Genomic DNA, 25,247 nt, shown 5'->3' with positions numbered 1-25,247 from the left:
TCTTGAGACGGGACGACCCGTTCGGCTCTGTTACACGAAGAAGTCCGGCATCAGGTCCTCTTCCCGGACCCCCTCACCGCGATAGCGCGACAGGTCGGTCACGCCGGACTCGCGCAGCACGTCCTCATCAATCGCGAACCGGCCGGTGTATGCGCGGCTCGGCTGCGAGAGAATCCAGTGCGCCGCATCCGCCATGATCTGCGGTGAGCGGGTCATCTTGCGCGCGGCCTGTCCGGCAATCAGCCGGATGGCCTCGGTATCGATCGTCGTCCTTGGCCACAGCGCGTTGACGGCAATCCCCTGCCCTCGCAACTCTTCGGCCATCCCCAGGACGCACAGGGACATGCCGAACTTCGCCATGGTGTAGGCCACGTGGGGCGCGAACCACTTCGCCTCGGTGATCGACGGCAGCGGCGGCGCGAGGTTGAGGATGTGGGGGTTGGGCGACTTCAGCAGATGCGGAATCGCCTTCTGCGAGCACAAGAAGGTGCCGCGCGTGTTGACCTGGTGCATGAGGTCGAAGCGCTTCATGGGCGTCTCGACCGTGCCGGTGAGGCTGATGGCCGAGGCGTTGTTGACAAGGATGTCGATGCCGCCGAAACGCGCCACCGCGGCCGCGACGGCCGCTTCCACCTGCGCCTCGTCGCGAATGTCGACCGCCACGGCCAGCGCCTGCCCGCCGGCCGCCTCAACATCGGCCGCCGCCGTATGGATGGTGCCCGGCAATTTCGGGTGCGGGTCAACGGTCTTGGCGGCAATCACGACGTTGGCGCCATCGGCGGCCGCGCGCAGGGCGATGGCGTGGCCGATACCGCGAGACGCGCCGGTGATGAAGAGGGTTCGGTGCTTGAGGGACATGACCCGGCCATTCTAGGCCAGCCACGCATGCGCCTTGGGTATACTCTCGCGTCATGAGCGCTCGTGACGTCATCGCCAACCTGCGAGAAGTGGCCACCCTCACCTCGACCCCCGACGGCGCGCAGCGGCTGGCGTGGGGACCGGTGTGGCGCGAGGCCCGGCAGTGGTTCAGCGGCAAGCTGGCCACCCTCGGCATCACGCCCGAGGTCGATGCGGCGGGCAACGTCTGGGCCACCCTGCCGGGCGAGTCGGATCGGACCGTCATCATCGGCAGCCACCTGGACTCGGTGCCGAACGGCGGCTGGCTCGACGGCACGCTCGGGATGATGGCCGGCTTGGAGGCACTGCGTATGTTCAAGGACCGGCGACCGCCGGTCACGATCAAGGTGGTGGACTGGGCCGACGAGGAGGGCGCTCGCTTCGGCCGCAGCCTGCTCGGCTCCTCTGCTGCCGGCGGGGCCTTGACGGTCTCCGAGGTCGAGCACCTGGCCGACAAGGCCGGCACCCGGCTGGTGGACGCGTTGCGCGAGAACGGCGTCGAGCTGACGCGCATGCACGAGGCGCAGGCGTTCCTGAAGGCGATCGATGCCCGGGCCTATCTCGAACTGCATATCGAGCAGGGGCCGGTGCTCGAGGCACTGAACAAGCCGGCCGGTGTCGTCCTCGGGACATTCGGGGTGGAGCGCCACCTGCTGCGGTTCACCGGCCAGGCCGCGCACTCGGGTTCCACGCCCATTCCGATGCGGCGCGACGCGTTCCTGGCGGCGGCGGAAAGCGCGCTGGCGTTCAGGGAGATCGCCGTCAAGCACACCACGCCCGATGCCCGGGTCGTCTGCACGGTGGGCACGGTGAAGGTGGAGCCGGGGATCGTCACGGCCGTACCCGGGGTCTGCGAGATCTCGCTCGATCAGCGCGCCCTCGACGCGTCCGTGCTGGCGCAGATGCTGGCCGATGCCCGTGAGGCGGCGGGCAAGGCGGCACGCCACAACAACGTGGGCGTGGAGTGGCGAACGCTGTGGCGGATCGAGCCGCGGCCGTTCGATCCGCGGCTGATTGCGCTCTGCACCGAGGCCGTCCGCGAGGCGACTGGCGACGCGCCGCTGCTGCCGTCCGGCCCGTTGCACGACGCGGCGGAGATGGTGCCGCACATGCCGACGGTCATGATGTTTGCGTATTCCGCGAACGGCCTGTCACACTGCAAGGAAGAGGACACACCCGAGCCGCACCTCGAGAAGACCATCACGGCGTTCCTGCGCCTGGTTGAGAAGACGGTGGCTAGCTCCTGATCTTGTTGTCCGCAGATTACGCGGATTACGCCGATTCATGGCCCGCCTCGGCGGACCGCGGCGCCAGGCTTCGCCTGGCGCTCGGCAAGACGGCAACAGGCGAAATCAAGAGACTTCGGGCTGCTTGTGGTCTCTTGATTTTGCCTGTTGCCGTCTTGCCCGGCCCAAAGGGCCGGCCGCGGTCCCGATGGCAAAAATTGAGCCGCCGTTTCGCCGGCGCTATCGCAACAACTGCGCACTCGCCCACCGTCAAACGCGATTCTGGAGAGAATTCGTGAGGCACGCCGCGTGCTTGAACAAGTGGCATGTCGACAACATCCATCCAGCCCTCTCAGCGCGATCAAGACACCTACGACATCATCGGTGCAGCCATGGCGGTGCACCGGGAACTCGGATGTGGCTATCTGGAAGCAGTCTACAAGGCCGCACTCGCAATTGAGTTTCGGCTCCGTTCAATCCAGTTCTGGCCGGAAGTCGCCTTGCCAATCGACTACAAGGGCGAGCGCCTGCCGACAAACTACCGTGTAGATTTCGTGTGCGGGCAGGTGCTCGTCGAGGCGAAAGCCGTCGCGGAGTTGTCGCCCGTCCACCTGTCGCAGGTCATCAACTACCTCCGCGCCTCTGGCGCGCAGCGCGGCCTGCTGCTGAACTTCGGCGCGCGGAGCCTCGAGTACCGGCGAATTGTGTGGACGCCAAACGCGTGAGTGATCGGACCCGCGGCCGGCCCTCCGGGCCGGGCAAGACGGCAACGGGCGAAATCAAGAGACGTCTGGTCGTTTGCGGTCTCTTGATTCTCGCCCGTTGCCGTCTTGCCTCGCGCCAGGCAAAGCCTGGCGCCGCGGGTCCACCCAATCGGTGTAATCGGCGTAATCTGCGGACAACTCAATCCCACCCATAAAAAAACAAAACGCCCGGCCCCCAAGCGGGAACCGGGCGTCTGTCGAATCTAGCGGAAGCGGCTGGTTACTCTACGTAGCTGTATCCGCAGTTCTCACACACCCACATGCGGCCCTGCTTGTACATGTTGTAGGCGCACTGCGGGCAGACGCGGTATTCGCGGCCCTCGGCGTCGACCAGCTTCTTCTCGTCCTTCGCGTCGCCGTCGGCAAACGGATCCTTCGGCTCTTCCTTCTTCTTCTCTTCTTCCGGCTTGGGTGGCGGCTGTTGCTCCTGCGCAAACGCGGGAATGACCGACACGCCGATGGCGGCCGCAAACATGGCCGAGCCGCGGAGGAATGAGCGCCGATTGAGGCCCGAACCGTTCACATTTTCGAACATGGGCAAGTGATCTCCTGAAAGCGCTGTGGTCTTCAACAGCTGGGCTAAAGCCCGTCTGTTCAGCATTATACCGCGACCAACAAAAAAACCGGGCGGGGACATTGCGGCTTGCAAGGCGATGCCCCACCCGGTGCTTCCCCTCTGTCGTTGCACGCAGAGGATACGATTTTACAATCAGCGCGGTTGCAATCGTTTGTCCATGAAAGTGGCGAAATGTGCGAACCGCGACCCCTACTCCAACATCACCGGTGCGGTGCGTTCGTCGTCCACCGTCATCAACTCCGGATGACGCTCGAACAACCGCGCGCACGCATTCCACCGCAGCAACGCATCGTCGTTGTCGGCGGGCTTCACGGCCTCGGCGCGCTCGAACGCATGCATCGCTTCACGCAGCAGGTCGCCGGCCGGCCGGCTGCGACCCGCACCGCCCTTGCCTAGCAGCGCGCGCGCCCGGCGTTCGGCGATCAGGCCGCCGAAGTAGGCCCGCTCGTACTCGGACGGAAGCCTGGCCACCAGGTCCTTCGCCCGGCTCACGGTCTTGCCGTCCTGGTGGGGAAACGAATCGGTGAGGGCGAGGAGCAAGGTCCGCACGGCATCGGCATTGGCCGGGTCGGCGTGCAGCACGTCTTCGCAGATGCTCTGCGCTTCTTCCGGCTCGTTCAAGAGCCGGTAGCGCTCGGCCTTGGCCAGCGCCGATGGAATGGCCGACGTCGAAAGCCGCTTGAGGTTGAACATGCAGCCTCCCTGGGTTAACCGGTGATCATTCGCAACAGCCGGGTCACCGGGTCGTAGAAGCGGTCAACGACCCGCTCCTTCAATGGAATGATCGCATTATCGGTGATGTGGATGTGCTCGGGGCACACCTTGGTGCAGCACTTGGTGATGTTGCAGTAGCCGATGTTGTTCTTGTCCTTCAGGTCCAGCAGCCGGTCGTCGCTGTCGAGCGGGTGCATTTCGAGGGCTGCGGAATAGACGAAGAAGCGCGGGCCGATGAACTCCTCGTGCTTGTCGTGGTCGCGCAGCACGTGGCACACGTCCTGGCACAGGAAGCACTCGATGCACTTGCGGAACTCCTGCACCCGGTCTACGTCCCGCTGCGCCATGCGCCAGGTGCCGTCGGGCGCGTCGGGCGCGCGGGGCTTGAACTTCTTCAGGCCCTTCTTCACCCGGAAGTTCCACGACACGTCGGTGACCAGGTCCTTGATCAACGGGAAGGTGCGCATGGGCTCGACCGTCACCGGCTCGTTCAGGTCAAGCGAGTTGAGCCGGCTCATGCACATCAGCCGCGGCTTGCCGTTGATTTCGGCCGAGCACGATCCGCACTTGCCGGCCTTGCAGTTCCAGCGGCACGCCAGGTCGGGCGCCTGTTCCGCCTGCACCTTGTGAACTGCGTCGAGCACGACCATGCCTTCAGAAATCTCGGTCGTGTAGTCGACAAACTTGCCGGAGCCGCCGCCGGGCTCGCTGCGCCAAATGCGAAAAGTGGCCTGGCTCACTGCTTCTGCTCCTCGATGACCTGCTTCAGCTCTGCCGGGATCTCCTTCAACGGCAGGCGCGACACTTTCATCGAGCCGTCCGGCTGACGCTTCGTCGCGATGTTGAAGGTGCCAAATTCGGCGACCTTGTCTGGATAGTCCTCGCGGAAGTGGCCGCCACGGCTCTCTTTGCGCTCGATCGCCGAGCGGGCAATCGCCTCGGCGCAGTCCAACAGGTTCCGCAGGTCGATGCAGGTGTGCCAGCCCGAGTTGTACTCGCGGTGCCCGTCGATGCCGGCGCGCGATGCGCGCTCGTTGAAGCCGACGAGCTTCTGCACGGCTTCCTGCATCTCCTCTTCGTTGCGGACGATGCCGACCAGTTCCTGCATGGCCTCCTGCAGGTCCTGCTGCACCTTGTAGGGATTCTCGCCGGCGCTGCCGCGCTCGAACGGCTCGAGCGATGCCTTGAGCGCGCGCTCCACCGCGCCATCATCCACCTTGGGCTGGGCGCTCTTGCGCGCCAACTGCGCGGCGTACTCACCCGCCCGCTTGCCGAACACGATCAGGTCCGACAGCGAGTTGCCGCCCAGGCGGTTGGCGCCGTTGATGCCGGCCGCGCACTCCCCTGCCGCGAACAGGCCCGGAATGGTCGACTCCTGCGAGTCGGCGTCCACCTTGATCCCGCCCATGATGTAGTGCGTCGTCGGGCCCACTTCCATCGGCGTCGTCGTAATGTCGAGGTCGGCCAGTTCCTTGAACTGGTGGTACATGCTCGGCAGCTTGCGCTTGATGTGGCCAGGCGCGTCGGAGATCTTCTCCTTGATCCACGCGATGTCGAGGAACACGCCGCCGTGGGGTGAGCCGCGGCCGGCCTTCACCTCGCGGTTGATGCAGCGAGCCACGTGGTCGCGGGTCAGCAGCTCTGGCGGACGCCGCGCGGTCTTGTCCTGCATGACGTAGCGCCAGCCCTCTTCGGGATCGGCGGCGGTCTGCGGCTTGTAGTTGTCGGGGATGTCGTCGAACATGAAGCGGCGGCCTTCGCTATTGCGCAGTACGCCGCCCTCGCCACGCACGCCCTCGGTCACCAGGATGCCGCGCACGCTCGGCGGCCACACCATGCCCGTGGGGTGGAACTGGATGAACTCCATGTCGATCAGCTCAGCGCCGGCTCGATACGCCAGGGCGTGGCCGTCGCCGGTGCCTTCCCAACTGTTGCTGGTGATTTTGTAGGCACGACCCGCGCCACCGGTGGCCATGACGATGGCCTTGGCCGAGAACACGTGGAAGCGGCCGCGCTCGCGGTCGTACGCCAGCACACCGGCCGCGCGCCCCCCGTCCAGGATCAGCTCGATCACCGTGTGCTCCATGTGCACGGTGACACCGAGATAAGTAGTGTGATCCTGAAGCGTGCGGATCAGCTCCAGGCCGGTGCGATCGCCAACGTGGGCCAGGCGCGGATAGCGGTGGCCACCGAAGTTGCGCTGGTTGATGCGGCCGTCTGGCGTTCTGTCGAACACCGCGCCCCAGGCCTCGAGCTCGCGGACGCGGTCGGGCGCCTCCTTGGCGTGAATCTCGGCCATGCGCCAGTTGTTGACGTATTGGCCGCCACGCATGGTGTCGGCAAAGTGCACCTTCCAGCTGTCGCGATCGTCGTTGTGGGCCATGGCCGCAGCCATGCCGCCTTCGGCCATCACGGTGTGGGCTTTGCCGAGCAGCGACTTGCAGATCAGGCCGACCGAGACGCCCGCGCCCGCCGCTTCAATCGCCGCGCGCAGACCCGCGCCGCCCGCCCCGATCACCAGGACGTCGTAGGAGTAAGTTGCGTGGGCCGCCATTACAGGGACCTCGCGTAAGAGAGCACGGTCGCGACAACGGAGCGGCCGCAGGGGGAAGCGTCTTGGCGCACCACTAAAAGAGCCTCAGATCCGTGATGTAGCCCATCGAGCAGAGGCGGACGTAGACATCCGCCCCCATCACCGAGAACAGGCTGCACCACGCGAACAACTGGTGGCGCACGTTCAGGCTGGTCACGCACGAGTACGCCATGTCGCAGGCCGGCGACTTCGAGACCTCGTCCTTGAACCCGCCGACGATGTGGCGAAGCACGTGGCAGCCCCAGGTATAGCTGGCGAGCAGGCCGACGTTGACGGCGAGCACGACGGTGCCGACGCCGATGCCGAACTCCCTGGCGCCGGTCACGGGGTTGGTGAACCACATGGCCACCCAGACGTCGTAGGCCAGGAAGCCGATGAAGACGATCGCCACCCACATGAAGAAGCGGTGGGCGTTCTGCAGGATCAGCGGAAACGAGTTCTCGCCGAGGTAACTCTTGCGCGGCTCGCCCACCGCGCACGACGGCGGGTCGGCCCAGAACGCCTTGTAGTAGGCGCCGCGGTAGTAATAGCAGGTGAAGCGGAACCCGCCCGGGAACGGCAGAATCAGCAGCGCCGGCGAGAACGGGATGACCGCGGGCCACCAGCCGGGCCTCGGGCCGAACCAGGCATGCTGCGACTCCCCCCACAACTCTGGCGCATAGAACGGCGAGAGGTACGGTCCGTAGTGGTAATGCTCACCCTGGAACGCCGCCCACGTGGCGTAAACAACGAAGGCCGAGAGACCGATGAAAACACCGAGAGGTGCCGCCCACCACGTGTCTTTGCGGGACGTTGTCCCGAAGCCACGGTGAACGGCCGTTACCGGAATCACCTGCATGAAGGCCGCCTCACAAAGGCCTAAGCCTAGCCGCAGAAGCGGCAGATATCAACTCAATGCGGCGGCCATGGAGAGTCGCCTGGCGCCTGCGAGGCTGGCGCTTGCCCTGCCCCTGCACGAATAGGCCGGCCGCTCGCCTCCCGCGCGACGGTCAGGGCACGTCGTAGTTGCCCGTTGCCATCGCAGCAAGCGCGGCTATGACAGTCACGACCACGATTGCGAGCACTATAAGCAAGACCAGGCTCGCGCTCGACAGATTCGTGTGTCCCTTTCTTGAACTCCACCCCGTCCCGGAATTCTAACCACCAACGCCGCGGTAACTTCGGCGAGCTGGCGGCCGATCAAGTTGCTCGGCAACGGCCACACGCGGCCGCCATCCGAACTCACGACAGATTCGAGCCGTCCGGACGAACCGGCGAGGCGCCGGATCTCTGCGTCGAAAGATTCACGGGCGCTCGGTGACGGCACGAACGGTGTCGTCAGCGCCTTCTGGATGACGACGATCTCATCGCCCGGCAGGAGGCGCTCGACAATAGGAGGCGATGGTGCGAAGTAAATGGTTCGGCTCTTTTGCATCGCGCTTACCGGCCCATTCGCCATGAGGGTCAGCAACGCACACGATCCGACTATGAGCCTCAAAGGCGCTCTGCGCGCGGTTCAGCTCTCAGGTTCTGGGGCGATGGCAGTGCTCGATGGAGGGGCAAACTGGGGTGTGGTCATATAAGATATGCACGTGCCGAAGGTACGTGAGGCCATCAAGCTGATCGAGGCCGACGGCTGGCGCGAGGTGGCGACCAAGGGCAGTCACCGGCAGTTCAAGCACCCGACCAAGACCGGGCGCGTCACCATCGCTGGGCACCATCGGACGACCTGGCGCCAGGCAATTCTGAAGCAGGCGGGGCTCAAGGGTTAAGCATGCATCGATTCCTGATCGTCATCGAAACGGCCGGCGGAAACTTCTCGGCGTATTCGCCAGACTTGCCAGGCTGCGTCGCCACCGGGGCGACACGGGAGCAGACCGAACGGCGGATGTACGAGGCCATCCAAATGCATGTGGATGGCCTCATCGAAGACAAGCTGCCGGTTCCCGCGTCCACGTCCTTTGCCGAGTACGTCGTCGTTCCGGCCTAGCCCCTAAAGCGGCGTTCCCGCGCTCAGTTCTGCGGCGGTGGCGGTGCGCTCGACGCGGAGTGCTGCAGCGGGCACAGGTCCGGCGCGCGGCCGATGGCGACCAGGTCGTCGGCGACCGCGCCGTGCAACTCGCAATAATCCGTCGCCAGCGCGCCCGATTCCTGGCAGCGCCGAATGCGGCTGATGCCCGCCGGCCTTGTCATCCACTCCGCCTTGTTCCCCACCGTCGCCGCCTTCATGAAGCCGGACCACACCGGCACCGCGACCACGCTCGCGAAGCCGCGGCGCATGATCGGCTGCGGCCGATCGAAGCCGATCCACACGCCGGCAGCCAGGCGCGAGGTAAACCCGACGAACCACGCGTCGGCATGATCGTCGGTGCTGCCGGTCTTCCCGGCGGCCGGCAGGCGGAAGCCGTCCCGGCGCGCGCCGTAGCCGGTGCCGTGATCGACCACGTCCGACAGCATCGACGACATCAGGAACGCCGTTGACTCGCTGAAGACGCGGCGGCCCTGCTCGTCGGCGCGAAACAAGACCCGGCCGTCGCGATCTTCGATGCGCCGGATCAGCACCGGCGGCTGCAGCACGCCGCCATTGGCGAACGCCGTGTAAGCAGAAGTCAGGTCGAGCAGGCTGACCTCGCCGGTGCCGAGCGCCAGCGACGGCACGGCCGGCATCTCTTCGAGGCCGACGCGAGTCGCCAGGTCGACGGTCGAGCGCACGCCAACGCGCTGCATCAGGTGCACGGCCGCGCGGTTGCTCGACGACATCAGCGCCGACCGCAACGTCGTCGAATCCACCTCGTGCTCGCCGCCGGGCAAGTACGCGCCCTGCGCCGAGTCGATAGTCGCGTCCAGGCCGTCAAGGGTGGTGCCGGGTGAGAAGCCCGCCTCGAGCGCCGCCGCGAACACGAATGGCTTGAACGCCGAGCCTGGCTGGCGCCTGGCCTGGGTCGCCCGATTGAAGGGGCTCTCGGTGAAATCGCGGCCGCCGACGATGGCGCGGACGTAGCCGGTCGTCGGCTCCATGGCCACGAGCGCCGCCTGCAGCGGCTCGCCCGCCGTGCCCTGCCGGTCAAGTTCGGTCAGCCGCTTCGCGACCGCCGCCTCCGCAAACTGCTGCACATCGGTATCGAGCGTCGTATAGACGCGCAGTCCACCGGTGAGCGCCTTCGTGACGCCGAACTGGTGATACAGCTCCTCGGTGACCAGGCTGACGAAGTACGGGCCCTGGGTTACGGCTGACGGATCAATCGACGCGCGCACGGCGGCACTGGCCAGCGTGGAGTTGACCGGCGTGGCGATCGCGGTGCCGAACTCAGCCGGGTCGAGATAGCGCGCCTCGAACATCTGCCGCAGCACCCAGTCGCGCCGGTCGCGGATGCGCGCCGGCGTGCGGCGCAGCGTATAGCCCGACGGCCGGCTGATGAGCGCCGCCAGGGTTGCCGATTCCGCGGCCGTCAGCTTCGCCGCCGGCTTCGCGAAGTAGCCGAGCGAGGCCGCCTCGACGCCGTAGTAGCCGTCGCCCAGGTAGACGTGATTGAGATACGCCTGCAGGATGGCCTTCTTGCCGTATTTCTTTTCGAGCCGCTGCGCCAGCCACACCTCGCGCAGCTTACGGCTGTAGGTGCGGCTGCGATCGAGCCCGGTCGCCCGCGCCAACTGCTGAGAGATGGTGCTGGCCCCCTGTGTGATTCGGCCTTCGCGAAGGTTGGTCACCATCGATGCCAGGATCCGCCGGCGATCGATGCCATCGTGCTCGAAAAACCGGCGATCTTCGGTCACGAGCACGGCCTGGACCAGGTCATCCGACATCTCTTCCAGCGACACCGGGAGGCGATGCTCACGGTAGAGCGCGGAGATCGGCCGGTCCTGCGCATCGAAGATCACGGTCGACACAGGACCCGGATCCAGCGTGAGACGTGCCGTGGCGCGATCCACGTCGGCCTTGATCTGCCAGATCGCGTACCCGGTCGCCACGGCAGCGATGCTGAGGAGGACGAGAAGGACGCGAGGAACAACGCGGGCGGTCATGGTGTTTGTCACTTCTCTCGAATGAGAAAGCAAACGCCATACCTGAAAAATACGGTGCCTAAGGGGTGCCTGGGGTGCCTAACGTGCCCAGGGTGCTAATGTTGAGCAGGCCGTCGGCACTTTAGGCACTTCAGGCACCCTAGGCACCCTAGGCACCCTAGCCCTATTTCATCCCGCGAGCGCCGTAGTAACGGAACGCCGCCCAGTATGCCGGGTGCGTACGGCCGCGCTCGTCGCGCATCACGCGCTGGGCGCGCAGCAATGCGGTCTCGCGCGCTCGGCCGGCGGTGAGGCTCATCTTGAACAGCTCTGCCAACTCATCCGACGCGCGTTCCGCCGGCGTCCAGAGCGACACGATCGCCCCGGCTGGCATAGCCGACCCGACGAGTTTCGCGTCGGCCGGTCCGGGATCGCTGGCCGTCGGAAACAGCTGGCCGACGCTGCCTGGCGCGCTGGTGCTGCCGCTCCACGCTGCGGCCGATGTCAGAGATGGCGCAAACACCATCGGCTTCCAGTCCACGAGATACTGCCAGGCGGCGCGGGCCCCGGGGTTGCGGACCAGGGCACTGAACGGCAGCGCGTCGAGCGGACCATCGGGGATGATCAGCAGGCGATCGGCGCGGATCGCATCACTCTCGAACTGCCCGAACAGCAACGTGAACAACGCGCGGCCGTCAGCCACAAGCGGCACCTGGTAGGCCAGCGTCGAGGTCCGGGTCTGCACGCGCTCCACGAACTGCTTGATGCGCTCGTCGAGCGCGGCCGACTTTTCGTCGATGCGGTAGACGCGAATCGGCGATTCGCGAGTCGCGACGAAGGCATAGGTCGCTTCGGGCTGTACGCTGAAGGCGATCATCAGCGTGCCGTCTTCAAGGCCCTCTTTCAGCGCGTCGAGCGGCGCCAGCGCTGACGGGCCCTCGTCCGCCGCGCCGCGAGCACGCCGCAGGCGCTCGTGCATGTGGTCCAGCAACGTGAACGACTCGCCGGCATTGCCCTGGTCGGCGAGGATGCGAATGGGCCGGCCGTAATACGCCTGCACGCGCGACACGAGCTGCGCCCGGGCTTCGAGTGTGCCGGCCGGCCGCGCCGCGCGCGACTGCTCGAGCAGGTTGACGGCCTCGCGCAACCGGCGCAGGCCCTCGTCTGGATCACCGCGCGTGACGAGGAAGTTGCCGAGCTCGTGAACCACGTTCACGTGATCGAGCGAGCCGGGCGCGACCTTGCTCCACGCTTCGACCGAACGCTCGAAGGCATTGCGGGCGGCAATCGGATCGCTGCCCTTGGACGTGACGATGGCGATGCGCTCGAGTGATTCGGCGACGTCGGACGAGGTCGGCAGGAGCTTTTCGCGAATGGCGAGGGCCTCGCGGTGCAGTGGCAGCGCCTCGCCCCAGGCACCGGCCGCCTCGCGCGCCAGGCCCAACTCGGTGGCGGTGGCCGCCACCAGCAATGTCTGCGGCAGCTGCGCGCGGCGCAACTCCAGCGCTTCGCGCGCGGCGGACGTGGCCGTGTCGGGTCGCCCGCGCAGGCGCTCGATGCGAGCGAGGCTGGTCAGCAAAGACGCCATCTCGAGCGGCGGCGCCTGCGAGCGGCGCAGATCGACGGCGGCCTTGAGCTCGGCGCCGGCATCGGCCAGCCGGCCCTGTTCGAGCAGCACGAGTCCGAGGTTGGCGTGAGTGGTACCCAGGTCTTCAGGGGCACCCTTGCGGGCGGTCTTGATGGTGAGCGACCGCCGGAACATCGTTTCGGCAGCGGTCAGCTGGCCGCGGTTCATCTGCAGGATGCCGAGGTTGGTCAGGATCTGCGAGACCTCGAGGCTGTCGGGCCGCTGCGCCTCGTAGATCTTGAGCGACGTTTCGTAGAGGCCTTGCGCCCGCGGCGCCTGGTTGCGCGACGCGGCGACCACCGCCAGCGCGTTCGAGACGCGCGCGTAGTCGATGGAGTTGCGCTGCGAGCTTTCGAGCACGGCCAGGCTGCGCGAATAGAAGCGGTCGGCCTCTTCCAGGTCCTTGCGGCGCACGGCGCCGTCGCCCATCATCTCGGCGAGCTGCGCTTCGCGCGCCGAGCCGGGCTGAATCTTCGACACCACCTCGTACGCCGTGGCATAGGCCTGCGCCGCCCGTGCCGTGTCGTTGCGCGCCGTCGCGACGCGGGCCACTTCCATCAGCGCATCCGCGTACTCGGGACTGGTCGGCGCGCCGGCGGCCAGGCGGGCGACGGCGACATCCATCCACCGTTCGGCATCGGCCGTGCGCTTGTCGATCCGGGCCACGTTCGCCATCTTGAAGGCCAGGCGGCCCAGGTCGCGATCCTGCGGCGCATTCTGGGTCAGCAGGCTGGTGGCTTCTTCAAACGCGCCGCGCGCGGCCGCCAGCATGTTGGCGCGGACCTCGATGTCGCCAAGCAGTTCAAGCCGGCGGGCCCGCTCGGTGGGGTTACGTTCCGCCGGGGCGTCGGCCACCTGCGCCAGCGCGCGATCGAGCTCGGCGGCGACATCGGACGGAATCTGGGCGAAAACCTGCCCGATGCTGACCGAACCGGCCACCAGCCCGATCGTCAGGAAAAGGCGTGCCTTTGTGTGCATCGGTAGGAGAGTATACGGCGAAATGGGGTCAGTTGAGTCCCCATGCACCATATGTGGGGCTGCTACCCGGTTTTGGCCGGCTCATGCCCCTCCTTCGTCTCGATCAGCACCTCCCCGGTCAGGGTCCGGTGCACCGGGCACTTGCTGGCGATCTCGAGCAGCCGCGCGCGCTGCTCGGCGTCGAGGTCACCGTCCATCGTGATGTGCCGGATGATGTTGTACTTGCCGTCGGCCGGCCCGCCGGTCAATCGGACGTGCACACCTTGGAGCGGCCAGCCCTTCCGCTCGGCATACAACCGGAGCGTCATCGAGGTGCAGGCGCCGAGGGCCGCGAGCATGAACTCGTGTGGCTCGGGTCCGGTATCGGCGCCCGTCTTGTCGACGGGCTCGTCGGCGCGCAGCCGGAACTCGCCGATGATGATGTCCTGTCCCAGCTTGGTTCCGTCCGAAGTGACGATTACATCGCGCATGCAGGCATCCTACATCGCCAAATAAACAGAAGATCAGGAGATTAGGAGACAGGAATTTAGAAGGCCTGCCTCTTGACCTCCTGATCTCCTGTTGGTCTTATCTACGCTCGACTATTCATGAGGAACGTCGCCATCTCGTGGAAGAAATGCCGCAAGAACTGCGTCACGTCGGCCGGCAGCGCAGCCTCATCGAGGGCGCGATCCATCAACTGCACCCAGCGGTCGCGGGCGTCCTGATCCAGCTTGTAAGGCAGGTGCCGCATCCGCAGGCGCGGATGCCCGCGGCTCTGTTCGTAGCGCGGCGGTCCGCCGAAGCGGCCGACCAGGAAGTCGCGCAGGCGCTGCTCCGCACCGGCCATGTCATCGGCCGGATACATGGGCCCAAGCACATCGTCTGCCGGGACCTGCGCGTAGAACGCAGTCACGAGGCGCGCGAAGCCATCCTCGCCGATGCGAGCGTAGATGTCGGCGTCGGTCACCATCAGGCGTTGTGGACTTTCTCGATCTTCCGATCGCGCTCGTGGTTCAGGCGTTCGACATCGCGGCGATAGTGATCGTCCATGGTCTGGCGCTGCTCGAAATCAACCGAGGCGGCCAGCTTCGATTTATAGAGGATCTCTTCCTGCGCGAGCTTGGCCGCGTAGGTCTTGCGGATCTCGGCAATCTCGTTCTTCTGGTCGTCGGTCAGCCGGTGCTCGGTGACGCCGGCGTCGGCATCCTGTTTCTTCAAGCGCGCCATCGCCAGTTCGATCGCGCTCTTCGGTGCTTCGTCGTTCATGGAGCGATCATACCGGGAGTCGGGAGTCGGGAACCGGGAGTCGGGCGGGAGTCGCCAAATTTGAAGACAAGTGTCTTTTCCGACTCCCGACTCCCGACTCCCGGCTGTATCTAACCGAACAGGCTCTTGGCGACGAACCAGACGTTGGCGGGGCGCTCGGCCAGGCGGCGCATGTACCAGGGGAACCAGTAGGCGCCGTACGCGATCAGCACCCGGACCGACGCGCCGTCGTGGGCCAGGCGCAGTTGCGTCGCCTTCTGGATGCCGTAGAGCATGTGAAACTCGAACTCGGCCGGCTTGACGCCCGTCGCCGCCGCGTGCCGGCGGATGGTGTCAATCAGCTGGACGTCGTGGGTGCCAAACACCGCCCGGGCGCCGCTGGCGCGGCTGCCGGCGTCGAGCATCACCTGCGCGAGCGCGAAGTAGTTGGCGTCGACGTCGCTCTTCTTCGGAAACGCGATCTCGGGCGGCTCGTTGTAGGCACCCTTGACCAGGCGAATGCCGATGCCCCGGCCCGTCAATTCGACCAGGTCTTCGCGGGTGCGATACAGGTACGCCTGCAGGCACACGCCCACGCGCGGGAACTCGGCTCGCAGGCGGCGCGTCAGGTCGAGGGTAAGGTCGACATAGTGCGACTGCTCCATGTCGATCCACAGGAAGTTGCCGGCGGCATGCGCGCGTGCCGCCAGGTCGCGCAGGTGACCGTAGGCGAGCTCGCGATCGATATCGAGGCCGAGCTGCGTCAACTTGATCGAGGGCTCGCACGCCAGGTTCAGTTTCTGGATGCGATCGATCCCATCGAGATAATGGCGCGCCACATCGTCGGCCTCGGCCAGGTCCTTGACGTTCTCGCCCAGCCGCGTAAACACCGCGGTAACGCCTTCGGCGGCCATGGCCCGGGCGGCGCCGACCATGTCGTCGAACGCCTCGCCGGGCATGAAGCGCGATACGGCGCGGCGGACGAACGGCGCCCGGGTGCCGTTTTCGCGGAGCCACGTGCTGTCGGAAGCCTTGAGGAGGAGACTACGCGCAACGCTCATGTCGCTATCATCCTACACGGCCCGCGGCGCGCGGGGCACGAGCTGCACCGAGAATAGACCGCAGCGAAGCTGGCGCGCCGGATCCGGGAGGTGCTGGCCGATCCCGGGATGCGCACGCGAGCGGCGGCCATGGCTGCGCGCATGAAAGACGATGACGGACCGGCTCGGGCGGCTGTATTGATCGAAGAAGCGATGCGGGTTTACCACGCCGAAGCCGGCTAAAGGAGCTCGCCGGCGAAGGCGGGCATGAGAATTGATAAGAGGGTAGCAAAGGAAACCAAATGGTCACCACGAGTGGACAGCGCTTTGTACTCGCCGCCGCCTTTGCCGCATGTTTTGCCGCCTTCGCCCCCGCGCCGGCGCGGGCACAGTCCTCAATAGGCTTCAACGGCGGGGTCTCGATCGACCCCACGCAGGCCTATGGCGGGGTGTATTGGGAATCGCCGGACATTGGCGGCCGCTTCCGGCTTCGCCCGGGCATTGACGGCGGGTTTGGCGACAACCTCAGGCTCGGCACCGTCAACATCGACCTGATCGCGAAGTTCCCGCTCGGCCAGTCGGGATGGTCGCTAATCCAGGGCGGCGGCCCCACCATCATCATCGTGAACTACACCGGCATCTACGAGGGCGCGCCGCGCGAACTGCACGCCGGCGGCAGCTACCTGTTCGGGTTCGAGCACGACAACGGCTTCTTCACCGAGTTCCGGGTGGGAGGCGGCAGCTACGTGCCAGGGCTGAAGATGGGCGTCGGCTGGGCCATCGCGATCAAGTAACAGGAGCCCAGGAGATTAGGAGAAGATTTTTTCCTGATCTCCTGATCTCCTGTTTAAGCTTGTCCGGATGAAGCGCGAGCGGACGCACAAGTGGGACGACCCCACGCCACGGACGCAGGGCATGGCCACCCTGTCGGGACTCGAAGTGCTGCGACTGGTAATCAGTGGTGAACTCCCGCAGCCGCCGATGGCCCACCTGATGGACATCCGGCTCGTCGAAGTCGAGAACGGCAAGACCGTGTTCGAGTCAATCCCCGGCGAATTCCACTACAACCCGCTCGGCACCGTCCACGGCGGCTTTGGCGCCACCCTGCTCGACTCGGCGATGGGCTGCGCCGTCCATAGCACGCTCGAGGCCGGCGACGCCTACACGACGCTGGAACTGAAGGTGAACTTCCTGAGACCGCTGACCCATGCCACGGGATTGGTCCGCGGAATCGGCACCATCGTGCATGCCGGCCGGACCACCGCATTGGCCGAAGGACGGATCGAAGATGCTGGTGGGAAGTTGTATGCCTTCGCCACGAGCACGTGCCTCATCCGCCGGAAGAAAGGCCGGGACTAAAGTCCCGGCCCTCCGTCCTCCTACTTCTTGACGTACTTCTGCAGCTTGCGCGGCCCGACTTCGGCGCCGTAGATGTTGCCGGCCGCGTCGACCGCGACGCCTTCGGCCGCGAGCGTGCCGCCGGGCGGCTTGCCGCCATCAGCCATCTTCGCGACCACCTTGCCGTCAACCATCTCGTAGGTCAGGCCGATGTGCGACGGATCGGGAATGAACGCGGTGACCTTGCCGTCACCGATGGCGCCGATGCGAATGCCGCGCTTCCACGCGTAGTGCGGCGGGCTGACGGAACCCGATTCCGAGTCAGCCCCGTAGATGATGTCGTCCTTGATGAAGATCCCGCTCAGCCGGCTGAACTGGTAGAGGGTGTCGAGCGTCTTGTAGCTCTCGGGATCGAGCACCTGGATGCGGTTGTTCGAACGATCCGCGACAAACAGGCGGCCCTTCGAGTCAAACGCCAGGCCGTGGGGCTGCATGAACTCGCCCTCGGGGCCTGAGCCCATCTTGCCGAACTCGCGCAGGAACTTGCCGTTGCGATCGAACCGGATCAGCCGCGCGGTGGCCGGGGGCGCGTTGCCGTGGCCCTCGGCGACCAGGATGTCGCCGTTCGGATAGGTGATCACGTCGTTGGGCTGGTAGAAAGACGCCGGATCCGCCGGCTGGCCGGGCACGTTGCCGCCGGGCTTGCCGAGCGTCAACAGCACCTTGCCCTCGGGGCTGAACTTGATCACCTGATGGCCCACGACCTTCTCGGGCATCGCGGGCATGGGCGCATCGGGCGCCGAACCCGGGGCACGCGCCGGCAGGTTGCTCTGCCCGTCGGTCACCCAGATGTTGCCGTCGCGGTCGACGTGAATGCCGTGCGGAAAGACGAACATGCCCTGGCCGAAGCTCGTCACTACGTTGCCGTTCGAGTCGAACTTGAACACCACGTTCAGCGGCGACATCTCGCCCTTGGCGCGGTCCCAGCACGAATTGGCGGAGCAGCGCTCGGCCACCCAGATGCTGCGGCCGTCCTTGTCGATGTCAACGGCGCTCGTCGAGCCCCAGGTGCGGCCTGCCGGCATCTTCGCCCAGCCCTCGATCGTGTTGTAGGGATTCGGCGCATCGTTGGTCGGCGTGGCCGCCATCCACGGCGCCGGCGCGGGTGCCTGCGCGTAGAAACCGCCGCCCATTGCACCAACGGCCATTACTCCAGCCGCGACCAGTAGACCCACTCGTAGAACACGTCCCATTCGGATGCCTCCCCTTGAGCAGGAGATATTACACGTTCCCGGGATAAGATTGTCTGTCCGGCCAGCTGAGGTAACCGAATGCGCGCACTGACACTCGCCCTGCTCACGTCGTTGTTTGCCACGCCGCTTTTTGCCCAGGCGCCGGCGCCGGTCGTCGCCGAAACCATCGCCACGGCCATCCCCGGCGTGATCGCCGCCGGCACTAAGGTCGAGGTCATCAAGAGCGGCTTCACCGGCACCGAGGGCCCCATCGGCATGGCCGATGGCAGCTTCCTGTTCACCGAGACTCAGGCCAACCGCATCACGAGGATCGACCAGGACAACAACATCACGACCTTTCTCGAGAACACCAATGGCTCGAACGGCCTGGCGTTCGACAGCAAGGGCCGCCTCATCTCGGTGCAGACCACGCCCGGCAAGACACTGATCGGCGTGATCTATCCGAAGGGCCAGGAAGCCACGCTGTCGGACAACTTCGATGGCAAGCCGTACGGCCGGCCCAACGACCTGGTCGTTGACAAGAAGGGCGGCGTCTATTTTTCGGAACCCGGGCCCAACGCCGCGCCCGGCCAGCCGCCCCCGCCGCTGACACCGGCGGTGTACTACGTGCCGGCCGGCGGCAAGTCGATGCGCATCGCCGAAGGCATTGCCCGGCCGAACGGCATTCAGCTGAGCCCCGACGAGCAGACGCTCTACGTGAACGACACCGCGGGCGAATACCTGCTGGCGTTCGACATCAAGCCGGACGGCTCGGTGGGCAACCGCCGCAACTTCGCGAAGTACCCGACGGTGAACAAGACGGCCACCGGCGCCTTCAACAGCGGCGCCGACGGACTGGCCATCGACCACGAGGGCCGCGTCTACTCGGTGTCGATCGGCGGCGTGCACGTGTTCAGCCCCACGGGCGATCTGCTGGGCACGATTCCGCTGTCGCTGCAGGGCCAGAACATCGCGTTTGCCGGCACCGACAAGAAAACGTTGTACATCGTCGGCCGCGGCGCCGCCTTCAAAGTTCGGCTGTTGACCGCCGGTTACGCGGGGCGCGTCAAGTAGCCTTTATGTAGGGTCCGGCTTTAGCCGGACCGTCAGCCGACGGAGAACACCAATGCCGATGTTCGAATACGCCTGCAAGAAGTGCGGAAAAGAATTTGAGACCCTGGTGCGCCCGAACACCGCGGCGCCGTCGTGCCCGGCCTGCCAGAGCACCGAGCTCGACAAGCTGATCTCGATTCCCGCGGTCAAGTCCGAGACGACGCACGCCCTGGCGCTGGGCGCGGCGAAGAAGCGCGACCAGAAACAGGCCAGCTACAACGCGCGCGTGCAGCGCGAGTACGAACTGCACCACAACGATTAACCCTCAACCCTTTCCAGGATTCCGACGCGATGGCCCTCCCAACCGCCACCGGCACGGCGCAGTGCCCCGAGTGTTTTGCTGACGTCACGCTGACCAAGGTGATGCAGAACGAGATCACCCAATGCCCCGGCTGCGGAGCGGAACTCGAGATCACGTCGCTCGAGCCGATCACCCTGGCGCTCGCGCCCCAGGAAGAAGAGGACTGGGGTGAGTAGCGTCCGGGTAGGGGTCCTCTACAGCCGGGTCCGGGTCGAAGAAAAGCTGCTGTTCGAAGCGTTCGAGAAGCGCGGTGTCTCGCTGGACCTGATCGACGATCAGAAGCTGATCTTCGACATCACCGACGTCGACAACCACCCGTTCACCGACTACGACGTCATTGTCGAACGCTGCATCAATCACAGCCGCGCGCTCTACAGCCTGAAGATCCTGAACGACCAGGGCGTGAAGACGGTGAACACCGCGCTCTGCGCCGACATTTGCGGCAACAAACTGATGACCACCAGCGCGCTGGCCGCCGCCGGCGTGCCGCAGCCCAAGGCGCTCGTGGCCTACACGGCCGAGAGCGCGATCGAGGCGATCGAGCGGCTCGGCTACCCGGTGGTGCTGAAGCCCACCGTGGGCTCGTGGGGCCGCCTGCTGAGCAAGGTCAACGACCGCGACGCCGCCGAGACGATTCTCGAGCACAAGGAAACGCTCGGCAGCTATCACCACAGCATCTTCTACATCCAGGAGTACATCCAGAAGCCGGGCCGCGACATCCGCGCGTTCCAGGTCGGGCCGGAAACGATCTGCGCCATCTACCGCACCTCGCCCAACTGGATCACCAACACCGCGCGCGGCGGGTCATCCAGCAACTGCCCGATCACGCCGGAACTCGCCGACATCTGCACCCGTGCCGCCAAGGCGTGCGGCGGCGGCGTGGTGGCGCTCGACCTGTTCGAAGATCCGGATCGGGGCCTGCTGGTGAACGAAGTGAACTACACCATGGAGTTCCGCAACAGCATCGCGCCGACCAACGTGAACATCCCGGAGCGCATGGTGGACTTCTGCCTGGATGTTGCCAAGAACGGCTGGAACGAGGCCAATGGCTGGACCGACGACGGGCCGCAGATGGCGTCGATTTCCCTCGCCGACGGCGCGTCGGCCTAGGCCACCGACAGAACAGCCACAGATTAAACACAGATCAGGCACAGATTTAGCGGGGTGGAATCCGCAAATCTGTAAATCCCAAATCACAATCACCACACCAACAAACCACAAGACCACCAAATCATCCGTGACAACACCTCTTACGGTCTCCATCGTTGGCGCGTCGGGCTACACCGGCGGCGAACTGCTGCGGCTCGCACTCGGGCATCCGCATCTCGAAGTGAAGCAGGTCACCAGCGAGCGGCTCGACGGCCAGTTCGTCCACTTCACGCACGCGAACCTGCGCCCTTCGGCAGGCTCAGGGCGCCCCGAGCTTGTCGAGGGGCAAAAGCGCCTCCCGCTCAAGTTCGTGCGGTCCGAATCGGTCGAGAAGTGCGACTTGCTGTTTCTGTGTCTGCCGCACGGCAGCGCGATGAGCCGCATCGCTCAGCTCTCGACCCTCGCCGACCGCATCATCGACCTCAGCGCCGATTTCCGGCTGCGCGACGCGGCCGGTTATGAAAAGTGGTACGGCAAGCCGCACACCAATCCGGCATGGCTCGAGAAGTTCGTTTACGGCCTGCCCGAACTGCACCGCGCCGAGCTGACAGCCGCCCGCTATGTAAGCGGCGTCGGCTGCAACGCGACCGCGACGACCCTGGCGGTGTGGCCGCTGGCGGCGGCCGGGCTGATCGACACCGCGCGCGGGATTATCTGCGAGGTCAAGGTGGGCAGCAGCGAGGGCGGCGCGGTGTCCGCTGATTCGACGCACCATCCCGAGCGGTCAGGTGTGATGCGCAGCTTCGCGCCCACCGGTCACCGCCACACCGCCGAAGTGCTGCAGGCGCTCAAGCGGACAGACGTCGTCACCGACGTGCACCTGAGCGCGACCGCCGTCGGCAACGTCCGCGGCGTGCTGGCCACCGCGCACGTGTTCGTGAAGCCCGGCACGGCCGAGAAGGACGTGTGGAAGGCCTATCGCGAGGCCTACCACCAGGAGCCGTTCGTCCGCATTGTCAAGGAACGGACGGGCCTCTATCGCTATCCCGAGCCGAAGATCCTCTCGGGCAGCAACTACGCCGACGTTGGCTTCGAAATGGACGCCGCGACCGGCCGCGTGGTGGCGCTTTGCGCCATCGACAACCTGATGAAGGGTGCGGCCGGCTCCGCCGTGCAATGCGCGAACGTCATGATGGGGTGGGACGAGACGCTCGGCCTCGACTTCCCCGGCCTGCATCCCATCTAACAGGAGACAAGGAGTTCAGGAGCAATGTTTTTGAAAACCTTTACTCCTAATCTCTTTATCTCCTTTAAGTTCGTGGCACCGAAATGATCGTAGTCAAGGTAGGCGGCGGTACTTCCCTGAACATCGACGCCGTCGTGGCCGACATCGTCGCGCTGCGCGCCAGGGGAACCGAGTTGATCCTCGTGCATGGGGGCGCGCAGACGACCAATGCGGTGGCTGAGGCCCTCGGGCATCCGGCGCAATTCGTGACCAGCGAGACCGGGCACGTCAGCCGCCGCACCGACCGCCGCACCCTCGAGATCTTCGAGATGGTCTACTGCGGCCAGTTGAACAAGATGTGGGTCGAGAAGCTGCAGCAGCAGGGCGTGAACGCCGTCGGCCTGTCGGGCCTCGACGGCCGCATTTTCGAAGGCACTCGTAAAGACACGCTGCGCATTCGGGTGGACGGCCGCCGCATGGTGCTGCGCGACGACTGGACCGGCACCGTCGAGAAGGTCAACGCCGATTTGCTGAAGACACTGATCGCCGCCGGCTACTTCCCCGTCCTGACGCCGCCCGGTTCGTCCACGGCCGGCGAGGCCATCAACGTGGATGGCGACCGCGCCGCGGCCATGGTGGCGGGCGCCTTTGGCGCCGAAGCGCTGGTGATCCTCACGGATCAAGTGGGCCTGTTGAAGAAGTTTCCCGACGAATCAACGCTGATTTCCGAAATCCCCAAGGCCAAAGCCGACCAGTTCATGGAATTCGCCGAAGGGCGCATGAAGAAGAAAGTGATGGGCGCCGTCGAAGCCATCGCCGAAGGCGTCGGCAAGGTGATTTTCGCCGACGGCCGTGTCGACGAACCCATCTCGCGCGCCCTGGCCGGCGCCGGAACACACATCTCATGAAGTACGCCGAAGTCGAGGAACGCATCCTGGGTGGCACCACCGCCCGTCGTGGCGACGTGGTCATCACCCGTGGCGAAGGCTCGTGGGTCTACGACGAGCACGGCAAGAAGTATCTTGATCTGGGGTCGGCCCAGGGCGTGGCCATGTTGGGCCACTGCCATCCCAGGGTGGTCGAGGCCATCAGCCGCCAGGCCGAGACGCTCACGCTTTGTCCGAACTATTTCTACAACGACGTTCGCGCGGAGTTTGCGCAAGCGCTGGTGGACGTGCTGCCGAAGCACCTCTCCCATCTCTTTCTCGCCAACAGCGGCGCCGAAGCCGTGGACGGGGCGCTCAAGTTCGCGCGGCTGTTCACCAATCGGCCGGCGTTTGTCGCCACCACCAAGGGCTTTCACGGCCGCACCATCGGCGCGCTGTCGGTGACGTGGGAGCCGAAGTACCGCGACGGCTTCCTGCCGCTGCTCGAGACCGCGCACGTGCAGTTCAACGATGCGGCGGCGCTCGACCAGGCGATCACCGACCAGACGGCGGCGGTCATTCTCGAAGTCGTGCAGGGAGAAAGCGGTGTCAACATCGGCACGCCCGACTTTCTGCGGTCGGCCCAGCGCCTGTGCCGCGAGCGCGGTGCGCTGCTGATTGTCGATGAGATCCAGACCGGCTTTGGCCGCACCGGCAAGTGGTTCGCGGTCGAGCACGCCGGCATCGAGCCCGACATCATGTGCCTGGCCAAGGGCCTGGGCGGCGGCTTCCCCATGGGCGCGTTTGCCTACACCACGGCGGTTCGCGACGTCCTGACCCAGGGCGCGCACGGCAGCACCTTCGGCGGCTCGCCCCTTGCGTGCGCGGCCGGGCTGGCGGCCATCCAGGCCTACCAGGACGAGGGACTGATCAAGCGCAGCGCCATGCTCGGCGCGCACCTGCGCAACACGCTGCGCAGTGTGCTCGAGGGCGTCCCGGCGGTCCGCGACATCCGCGGCCTCGGCCTGATGATTGCGGTCGAGTTGCGAACCAAGGTGGCGCCGGTGCTGAAGAGCCTGATGCTGAACCACGGCGTCATCGCCCTGCCGGCCGGACCCACCGTGTTGCGCCTGTTGCCGCCGCTGGTAATCAGCGAAGCCGAGATTGATTTCGGCGTGCAGGCGATCGCCAAGGCGATCAAGGAGCTCAAGGCCTGATGGAGCGCGCGGCCGCCGTCGAGTTGATTCGCGGGCTCGTCGCGATTCCTTCGCTTTCGCGGCACGAAGCGCAGGCGTCGGGGTGGCTGGTCGAACAGATGCGCGCGAACGGCTACGAGCGCGCGTTCGTCGATGAGGCCGGCAATGCCGTCGGCGAGCTTGGCGATCCGTCCGCCGCTCGCACCATCGTGCTGCTCGGCCACATCGACACCGTCCCGGGCAACATTCCCGTGCGCATCGAGCCGTCGGCCAACGGCGACCTCCTGTTCGGCCGCGGCAGCGTCGACGCCAAGGGGCCACTCGCCAGCTTCGTGGCCGGGGCGGCCATCTTCGGCGCCGGCAACGCACGCGCCGCCAACTTGCGCGTGGTGGTGGTCGGCGCGGTCGAAGAAGAGGCCGCCACCAGCAAGGGCGCCCGGTTCATCGCATCGCGCTTCAATGGCACGACCGAGCCCATGCCCACGGCCTGCATCATCGGCGAACCCAGCCACTGGAACCGCGTCACGCTGGGTTACAAGGGACGATTACTGCTCGACCTGTCCGCCGATCAGCCCATGGCGCACACGGCCGGACCCGACGCCAGCGTGGCGTCAGTGGTGGTGGACACGTGGAACTGGGTGACGGCCCATGCGGCCGCCTACAACGCCGGCAAGGACAAGGCGTTCGACCAGTTGAGTCCCAGCCTTCGCCGGTTCATCACCTCCACCAACGAGGCGATGCACGACCTGGTCGAGGCGCAGTTTGCCTGGCGCCTGCCGGTGGGCTTCGATGTTGACGCGCTCATCGCCAACCTGCGCGCCTGGCCCTCGGCCAACCTGCGCGATGGCCACACCCGCTTCGAGTTCAACTTCAGGGGCGAAGAGCGCGCCTGGCGCGGCGACCGCAACAACCCGCTGGTCCGCAGCTTCCTGGCCGGTGTGAGGACCGAAGACCCGGCCGCGCAACTGGGGTTCGTCTTGAAAACCGGCACCAGCGACATGAACGTGGTGGCGCCGGTGTGGAAGTGCCCGATCGTCGCCTACGGGCCAGGCGACAGCGCCCTCGATCACACGCCGAACGAACACTTGCCGCTCGATGAGTATTGGAAAGCCGTCAACGTGATCAGCCATACATTGGCTGCCTTCGCAGCCACGGACTAAAAGACAGCCACAGATTAAACACAGATTAGACACCGATGGGAGTTCGCTGGCTCCGGCCCTTGGCCGGAGCTTGGTGCGATGACAGCCGGCGAGAAAAGAGTCC

The 25,247-nt window shown here is 65.8% G+C and carries 28 protein-coding genes; 14 read left to right on the top strand and 14 right to left on the bottom strand.

Annotated elements, in window-relative coordinates:
* Window positions 1–30: 30 nt before the first annotated feature.
* Window positions 31–858 carry an NAD(P)-dependent oxidoreductase gene (locus Q8T13_21995; GenBank protein ID MDP3720444.1) on the bottom strand — a complete coding sequence of 276 codons (828 nt, stop codon included), beginning with the start codon at window positions 856–858 and terminating at the stop codon, window positions 31–33.
* Window positions 859–911: 53 nt separating this feature from the next.
* Between Q8T13_21995 and Q8T13_21990 the strand changes: the two genes are divergently transcribed.
* The gene (locus tag Q8T13_21990) at window positions 912–2,144 is read left to right on the top strand and encodes a Zn-dependent hydrolase (GenBank protein ID MDP3720443.1); all 1,233 of its coding nucleotides are present in this window, start codon (window positions 912–914) and stop codon (window positions 2,142–2,144) included.
* A gap of 305 nt (window positions 2,145–2,449) precedes the next feature.
* Window positions 2,450–2,848: a GxxExxY protein gene (locus Q8T13_21985; GenBank protein ID MDP3720442.1), complete on the top strand. Its 399-nt coding sequence runs from the start codon at window positions 2,450–2,452 to the stop codon at window positions 2,846–2,848.
* A 259-nt stretch (window positions 2,849–3,107) separates the two neighbouring features.
* Here Q8T13_21985 and Q8T13_21980 read toward each other — a convergent pair whose 3' ends face one another.
* From Q8T13_21980 to Q8T13_21960, 5 genes are all read right to left on the bottom strand, one after another.
* Window positions 3,108–3,422: a twin-arginine translocation signal domain-containing protein gene (locus tag Q8T13_21980; protein MDP3720441.1), complete on the bottom strand. Its 315-nt coding sequence runs from the start codon at window positions 3,420–3,422 to the stop codon at window positions 3,108–3,110.
* Window positions 3,423–3,653: 231 nt separating this feature from the next.
* Window positions 3,654–4,157 carry a hypothetical protein gene (locus Q8T13_21975; protein ID MDP3720440.1) on the bottom strand — a complete coding sequence of 168 codons (504 nt, stop codon included), beginning with the start codon at window positions 4,155–4,157 and terminating at the stop codon, window positions 3,654–3,656.
* A gap of 14 nt (window positions 4,158–4,171) precedes the next feature.
* Window positions 4,172–4,918, bottom strand: coding sequence for a succinate dehydrogenase/fumarate reductase iron-sulfur subunit (locus Q8T13_21970; protein MDP3720439.1), 747 nt, complete (start codon window positions 4,916–4,918; stop codon window positions 4,172–4,174).
* Window positions 4,915–6,732, bottom strand: a complete 1,818-nt coding sequence (locus Q8T13_21965; protein MDP3720438.1) for a fumarate reductase/succinate dehydrogenase flavoprotein subunit — start codon at window positions 6,730–6,732, stop codon at window positions 4,915–4,917. Before Q8T13_21965 ends, Q8T13_21970 begins: the two co-directional genes overlap by 4 nt.
* A 73-nt stretch (window positions 6,733–6,805) precedes the next feature.
* On the bottom strand, window positions 6,806–7,609 hold the full coding sequence (locus tag Q8T13_21960; GenBank protein ID MDP3720437.1) for a succinate dehydrogenase: 804 nt from the start codon (window positions 7,607–7,609) through the stop codon (window positions 6,806–6,808).
* 727 nt (window positions 7,610–8,336) lie between these two features.
* Between Q8T13_21960 and Q8T13_21955 the strand changes: the two genes are divergently transcribed.
* Window positions 8,337–8,522: a type II toxin-antitoxin system HicA family toxin gene (locus Q8T13_21955; protein MDP3720436.1), complete on the top strand. Its 186-nt coding sequence runs from the start codon at window positions 8,337–8,339 to the stop codon at window positions 8,520–8,522.
* Window positions 8,523–8,524: 2 nt separating this feature from the next.
* On the top strand, window positions 8,525–8,740 hold the full coding sequence (locus Q8T13_21950; GenBank protein ID MDP3720435.1) for a type II toxin-antitoxin system HicB family antitoxin: 216 nt from the start codon (window positions 8,525–8,527) through the stop codon (window positions 8,738–8,740).
* Between the two features lie 23 nt (window positions 8,741–8,763).
* Here Q8T13_21950 and Q8T13_21945 read toward each other — a convergent pair whose 3' ends face one another.
* The 7 genes from Q8T13_21945 to Q8T13_21915 form a co-directional block, all read right to left on the bottom strand.
* On the bottom strand, window positions 8,764–10,773 hold the full coding sequence (locus Q8T13_21945; GenBank protein MDP3720434.1) for a PBP1A family penicillin-binding protein: 2,010 nt from the start codon (window positions 10,771–10,773) through the stop codon (window positions 8,764–8,766).
* Window positions 10,774–10,936: 163 nt separating this feature from the next.
* Window positions 10,937–13,357, bottom strand: a complete 2,421-nt coding sequence (locus tag Q8T13_21940; protein MDP3720433.1) for a tetratricopeptide repeat protein — start codon at window positions 13,355–13,357, stop codon at window positions 10,937–10,939.
* A 62-nt stretch (window positions 13,358–13,419) separates the two neighbouring features.
* Entirely contained in the window at window positions 13,420–13,827 is a 408-nt protein-coding gene (locus Q8T13_21935; protein MDP3720432.1) for an OsmC family protein, read from the bottom strand.
* Window positions 13,828–13,928: 101 nt separating this feature from the next.
* Entirely contained in the window at window positions 13,929–14,309 is a 381-nt protein-coding gene (locus Q8T13_21930; GenBank protein ID MDP3720431.1) for a globin, read from the bottom strand.
* A complete protein-coding gene (locus Q8T13_21925) occupies window positions 14,309–14,605 on the bottom strand; it encodes a hypothetical protein (GenBank protein ID MDP3720430.1) in 297 nt (98 codons plus the stop codon). The genes Q8T13_21930 and Q8T13_21925 overlap by 1 nt, the downstream gene beginning before the upstream one ends.
* A 110-nt stretch (window positions 14,606–14,715) precedes the next feature.
* Window positions 14,716–15,645, bottom strand: a complete 930-nt coding sequence (locus Q8T13_21920) for a proline dehydrogenase family protein (protein ID MDP3720429.1) — start codon at window positions 15,643–15,645, stop codon at window positions 14,716–14,718.
* A gap of 12 nt (window positions 15,646–15,657) precedes the next feature.
* Complete coding sequence (locus Q8T13_21915) at window positions 15,658–15,852, bottom strand: hypothetical protein (GenBank protein MDP3720428.1); 195 nt, start codon at window positions 15,850–15,852, stop codon at window positions 15,658–15,660.
* A 74-nt stretch (window positions 15,853–15,926) separates the two neighbouring features.
* Between Q8T13_21915 and Q8T13_21910 the strand changes: the two genes are divergently transcribed.
* Both Q8T13_21910 and Q8T13_21905 read left to right on the top strand, forming a co-directional pair.
* Window positions 15,927–16,418: a hypothetical protein gene (locus Q8T13_21910; protein ID MDP3720427.1), complete on the top strand. Its 492-nt coding sequence runs from the start codon at window positions 15,927–15,929 to the stop codon at window positions 16,416–16,418.
* A gap of 67 nt (window positions 16,419–16,485) precedes the next feature.
* Window positions 16,486–16,983, top strand: a complete 498-nt coding sequence (locus tag Q8T13_21905; GenBank protein MDP3720426.1) for a PaaI family thioesterase — start codon at window positions 16,486–16,488, stop codon at window positions 16,981–16,983.
* 20 nt (window positions 16,984–17,003) lie between these two features.
* On the opposite strand, the gene Q8T13_21900 is transcribed toward Q8T13_21905, so the two are convergent.
* Complete coding sequence (locus Q8T13_21900) at window positions 17,004–18,170, bottom strand: peptidyl-alpha-hydroxyglycine alpha-amidating lyase family protein (GenBank protein MDP3720425.1); 1,167 nt, start codon at window positions 18,168–18,170, stop codon at window positions 17,004–17,006.
* A gap of 123 nt (window positions 18,171–18,293) precedes the next feature.
* On the opposite strand from Q8T13_21900, the gene Q8T13_21895 reads away from it, so the two are divergent.
* The 8 genes from Q8T13_21895 to Q8T13_21860 all read left to right on the top strand — a co-directional run bounded on the left by Q8T13_21895 (window position 18,294) and on the right by Q8T13_21860 (window position 25,144).
* The gene (locus Q8T13_21895) at window positions 18,294–19,268 is read left to right on the top strand and encodes an SMP-30/gluconolactonase/LRE family protein (GenBank protein ID MDP3720424.1); all 975 of its coding nucleotides are present in this window, start codon (window positions 18,294–18,296) and stop codon (window positions 19,266–19,268) included.
* Window positions 19,269–19,320: 52 nt separating this feature from the next.
* On the top strand, window positions 19,321–19,569 hold the full coding sequence (locus tag Q8T13_21890) for a zinc ribbon domain-containing protein (GenBank protein ID MDP3720423.1): 249 nt from the start codon (window positions 19,321–19,323) through the stop codon (window positions 19,567–19,569).
* Between the two features lie 29 nt (window positions 19,570–19,598).
* Window positions 19,599–19,784, top strand: a complete 186-nt coding sequence (gene lysW / locus Q8T13_21885) for a lysine biosynthesis protein LysW (protein ID MDP3720422.1) — start codon at window positions 19,599–19,601, stop codon at window positions 19,782–19,784.
* Window positions 19,777–20,718 (top strand): lysine biosynthesis protein LysX, encoded by a 942-nt coding sequence (lysX, locus tag Q8T13_21880; GenBank protein MDP3720421.1) that lies wholly within the window; start codon window positions 19,777–19,779, stop codon window positions 20,716–20,718. The genes lysW and lysX overlap by 8 nt, the downstream gene beginning before the upstream one ends.
* Window positions 20,719–20,845: 127 nt before the next feature.
* Window positions 20,846–21,943: an N-acetyl-gamma-glutamyl-phosphate reductase gene (gene argC, locus Q8T13_21875; GenBank protein ID MDP3720420.1), complete on the top strand. Its 1,098-nt coding sequence runs from the start codon at window positions 20,846–20,848 to the stop codon at window positions 21,941–21,943.
* 83 nt (window positions 21,944–22,026) lie between these two features.
* Window positions 22,027–22,830, top strand: coding sequence for a [LysW]-aminoadipate kinase (locus Q8T13_21870; protein ID MDP3720419.1), 804 nt, complete (start codon window positions 22,027–22,029; stop codon window positions 22,828–22,830).
* Window positions 22,827–24,005 carry an acetylornithine/succinylornithine family transaminase gene (locus tag Q8T13_21865; protein ID MDP3720418.1) on the top strand — a complete coding sequence of 393 codons (1,179 nt, stop codon included), beginning with the start codon at window positions 22,827–22,829 and terminating at the stop codon, window positions 24,003–24,005. Before Q8T13_21870 ends, Q8T13_21865 begins: the two co-directional genes overlap by 4 nt.
* Window positions 24,005–25,144 carry a M20/M25/M40 family metallo-hydrolase gene (locus tag Q8T13_21860; GenBank protein ID MDP3720417.1) on the top strand — a complete coding sequence of 380 codons (1,140 nt, stop codon included), beginning with the start codon at window positions 24,005–24,007 and terminating at the stop codon, window positions 25,142–25,144. Before Q8T13_21865 ends, Q8T13_21860 begins: the two co-directional genes overlap by 1 nt.
* Window positions 25,145–25,247 lie beyond the last annotated feature (103 nt).

It is taken from the genome of Acidobacteriota bacterium (assembly GCA_030697165.1).
GTDB lineage: Bacteria > Acidobacteriota > Vicinamibacteria > Vicinamibacterales > UBA2999 > 12-FULL-67-14b.
This window is presented reverse-complemented; position numbering and strand designations above follow the sequence as displayed.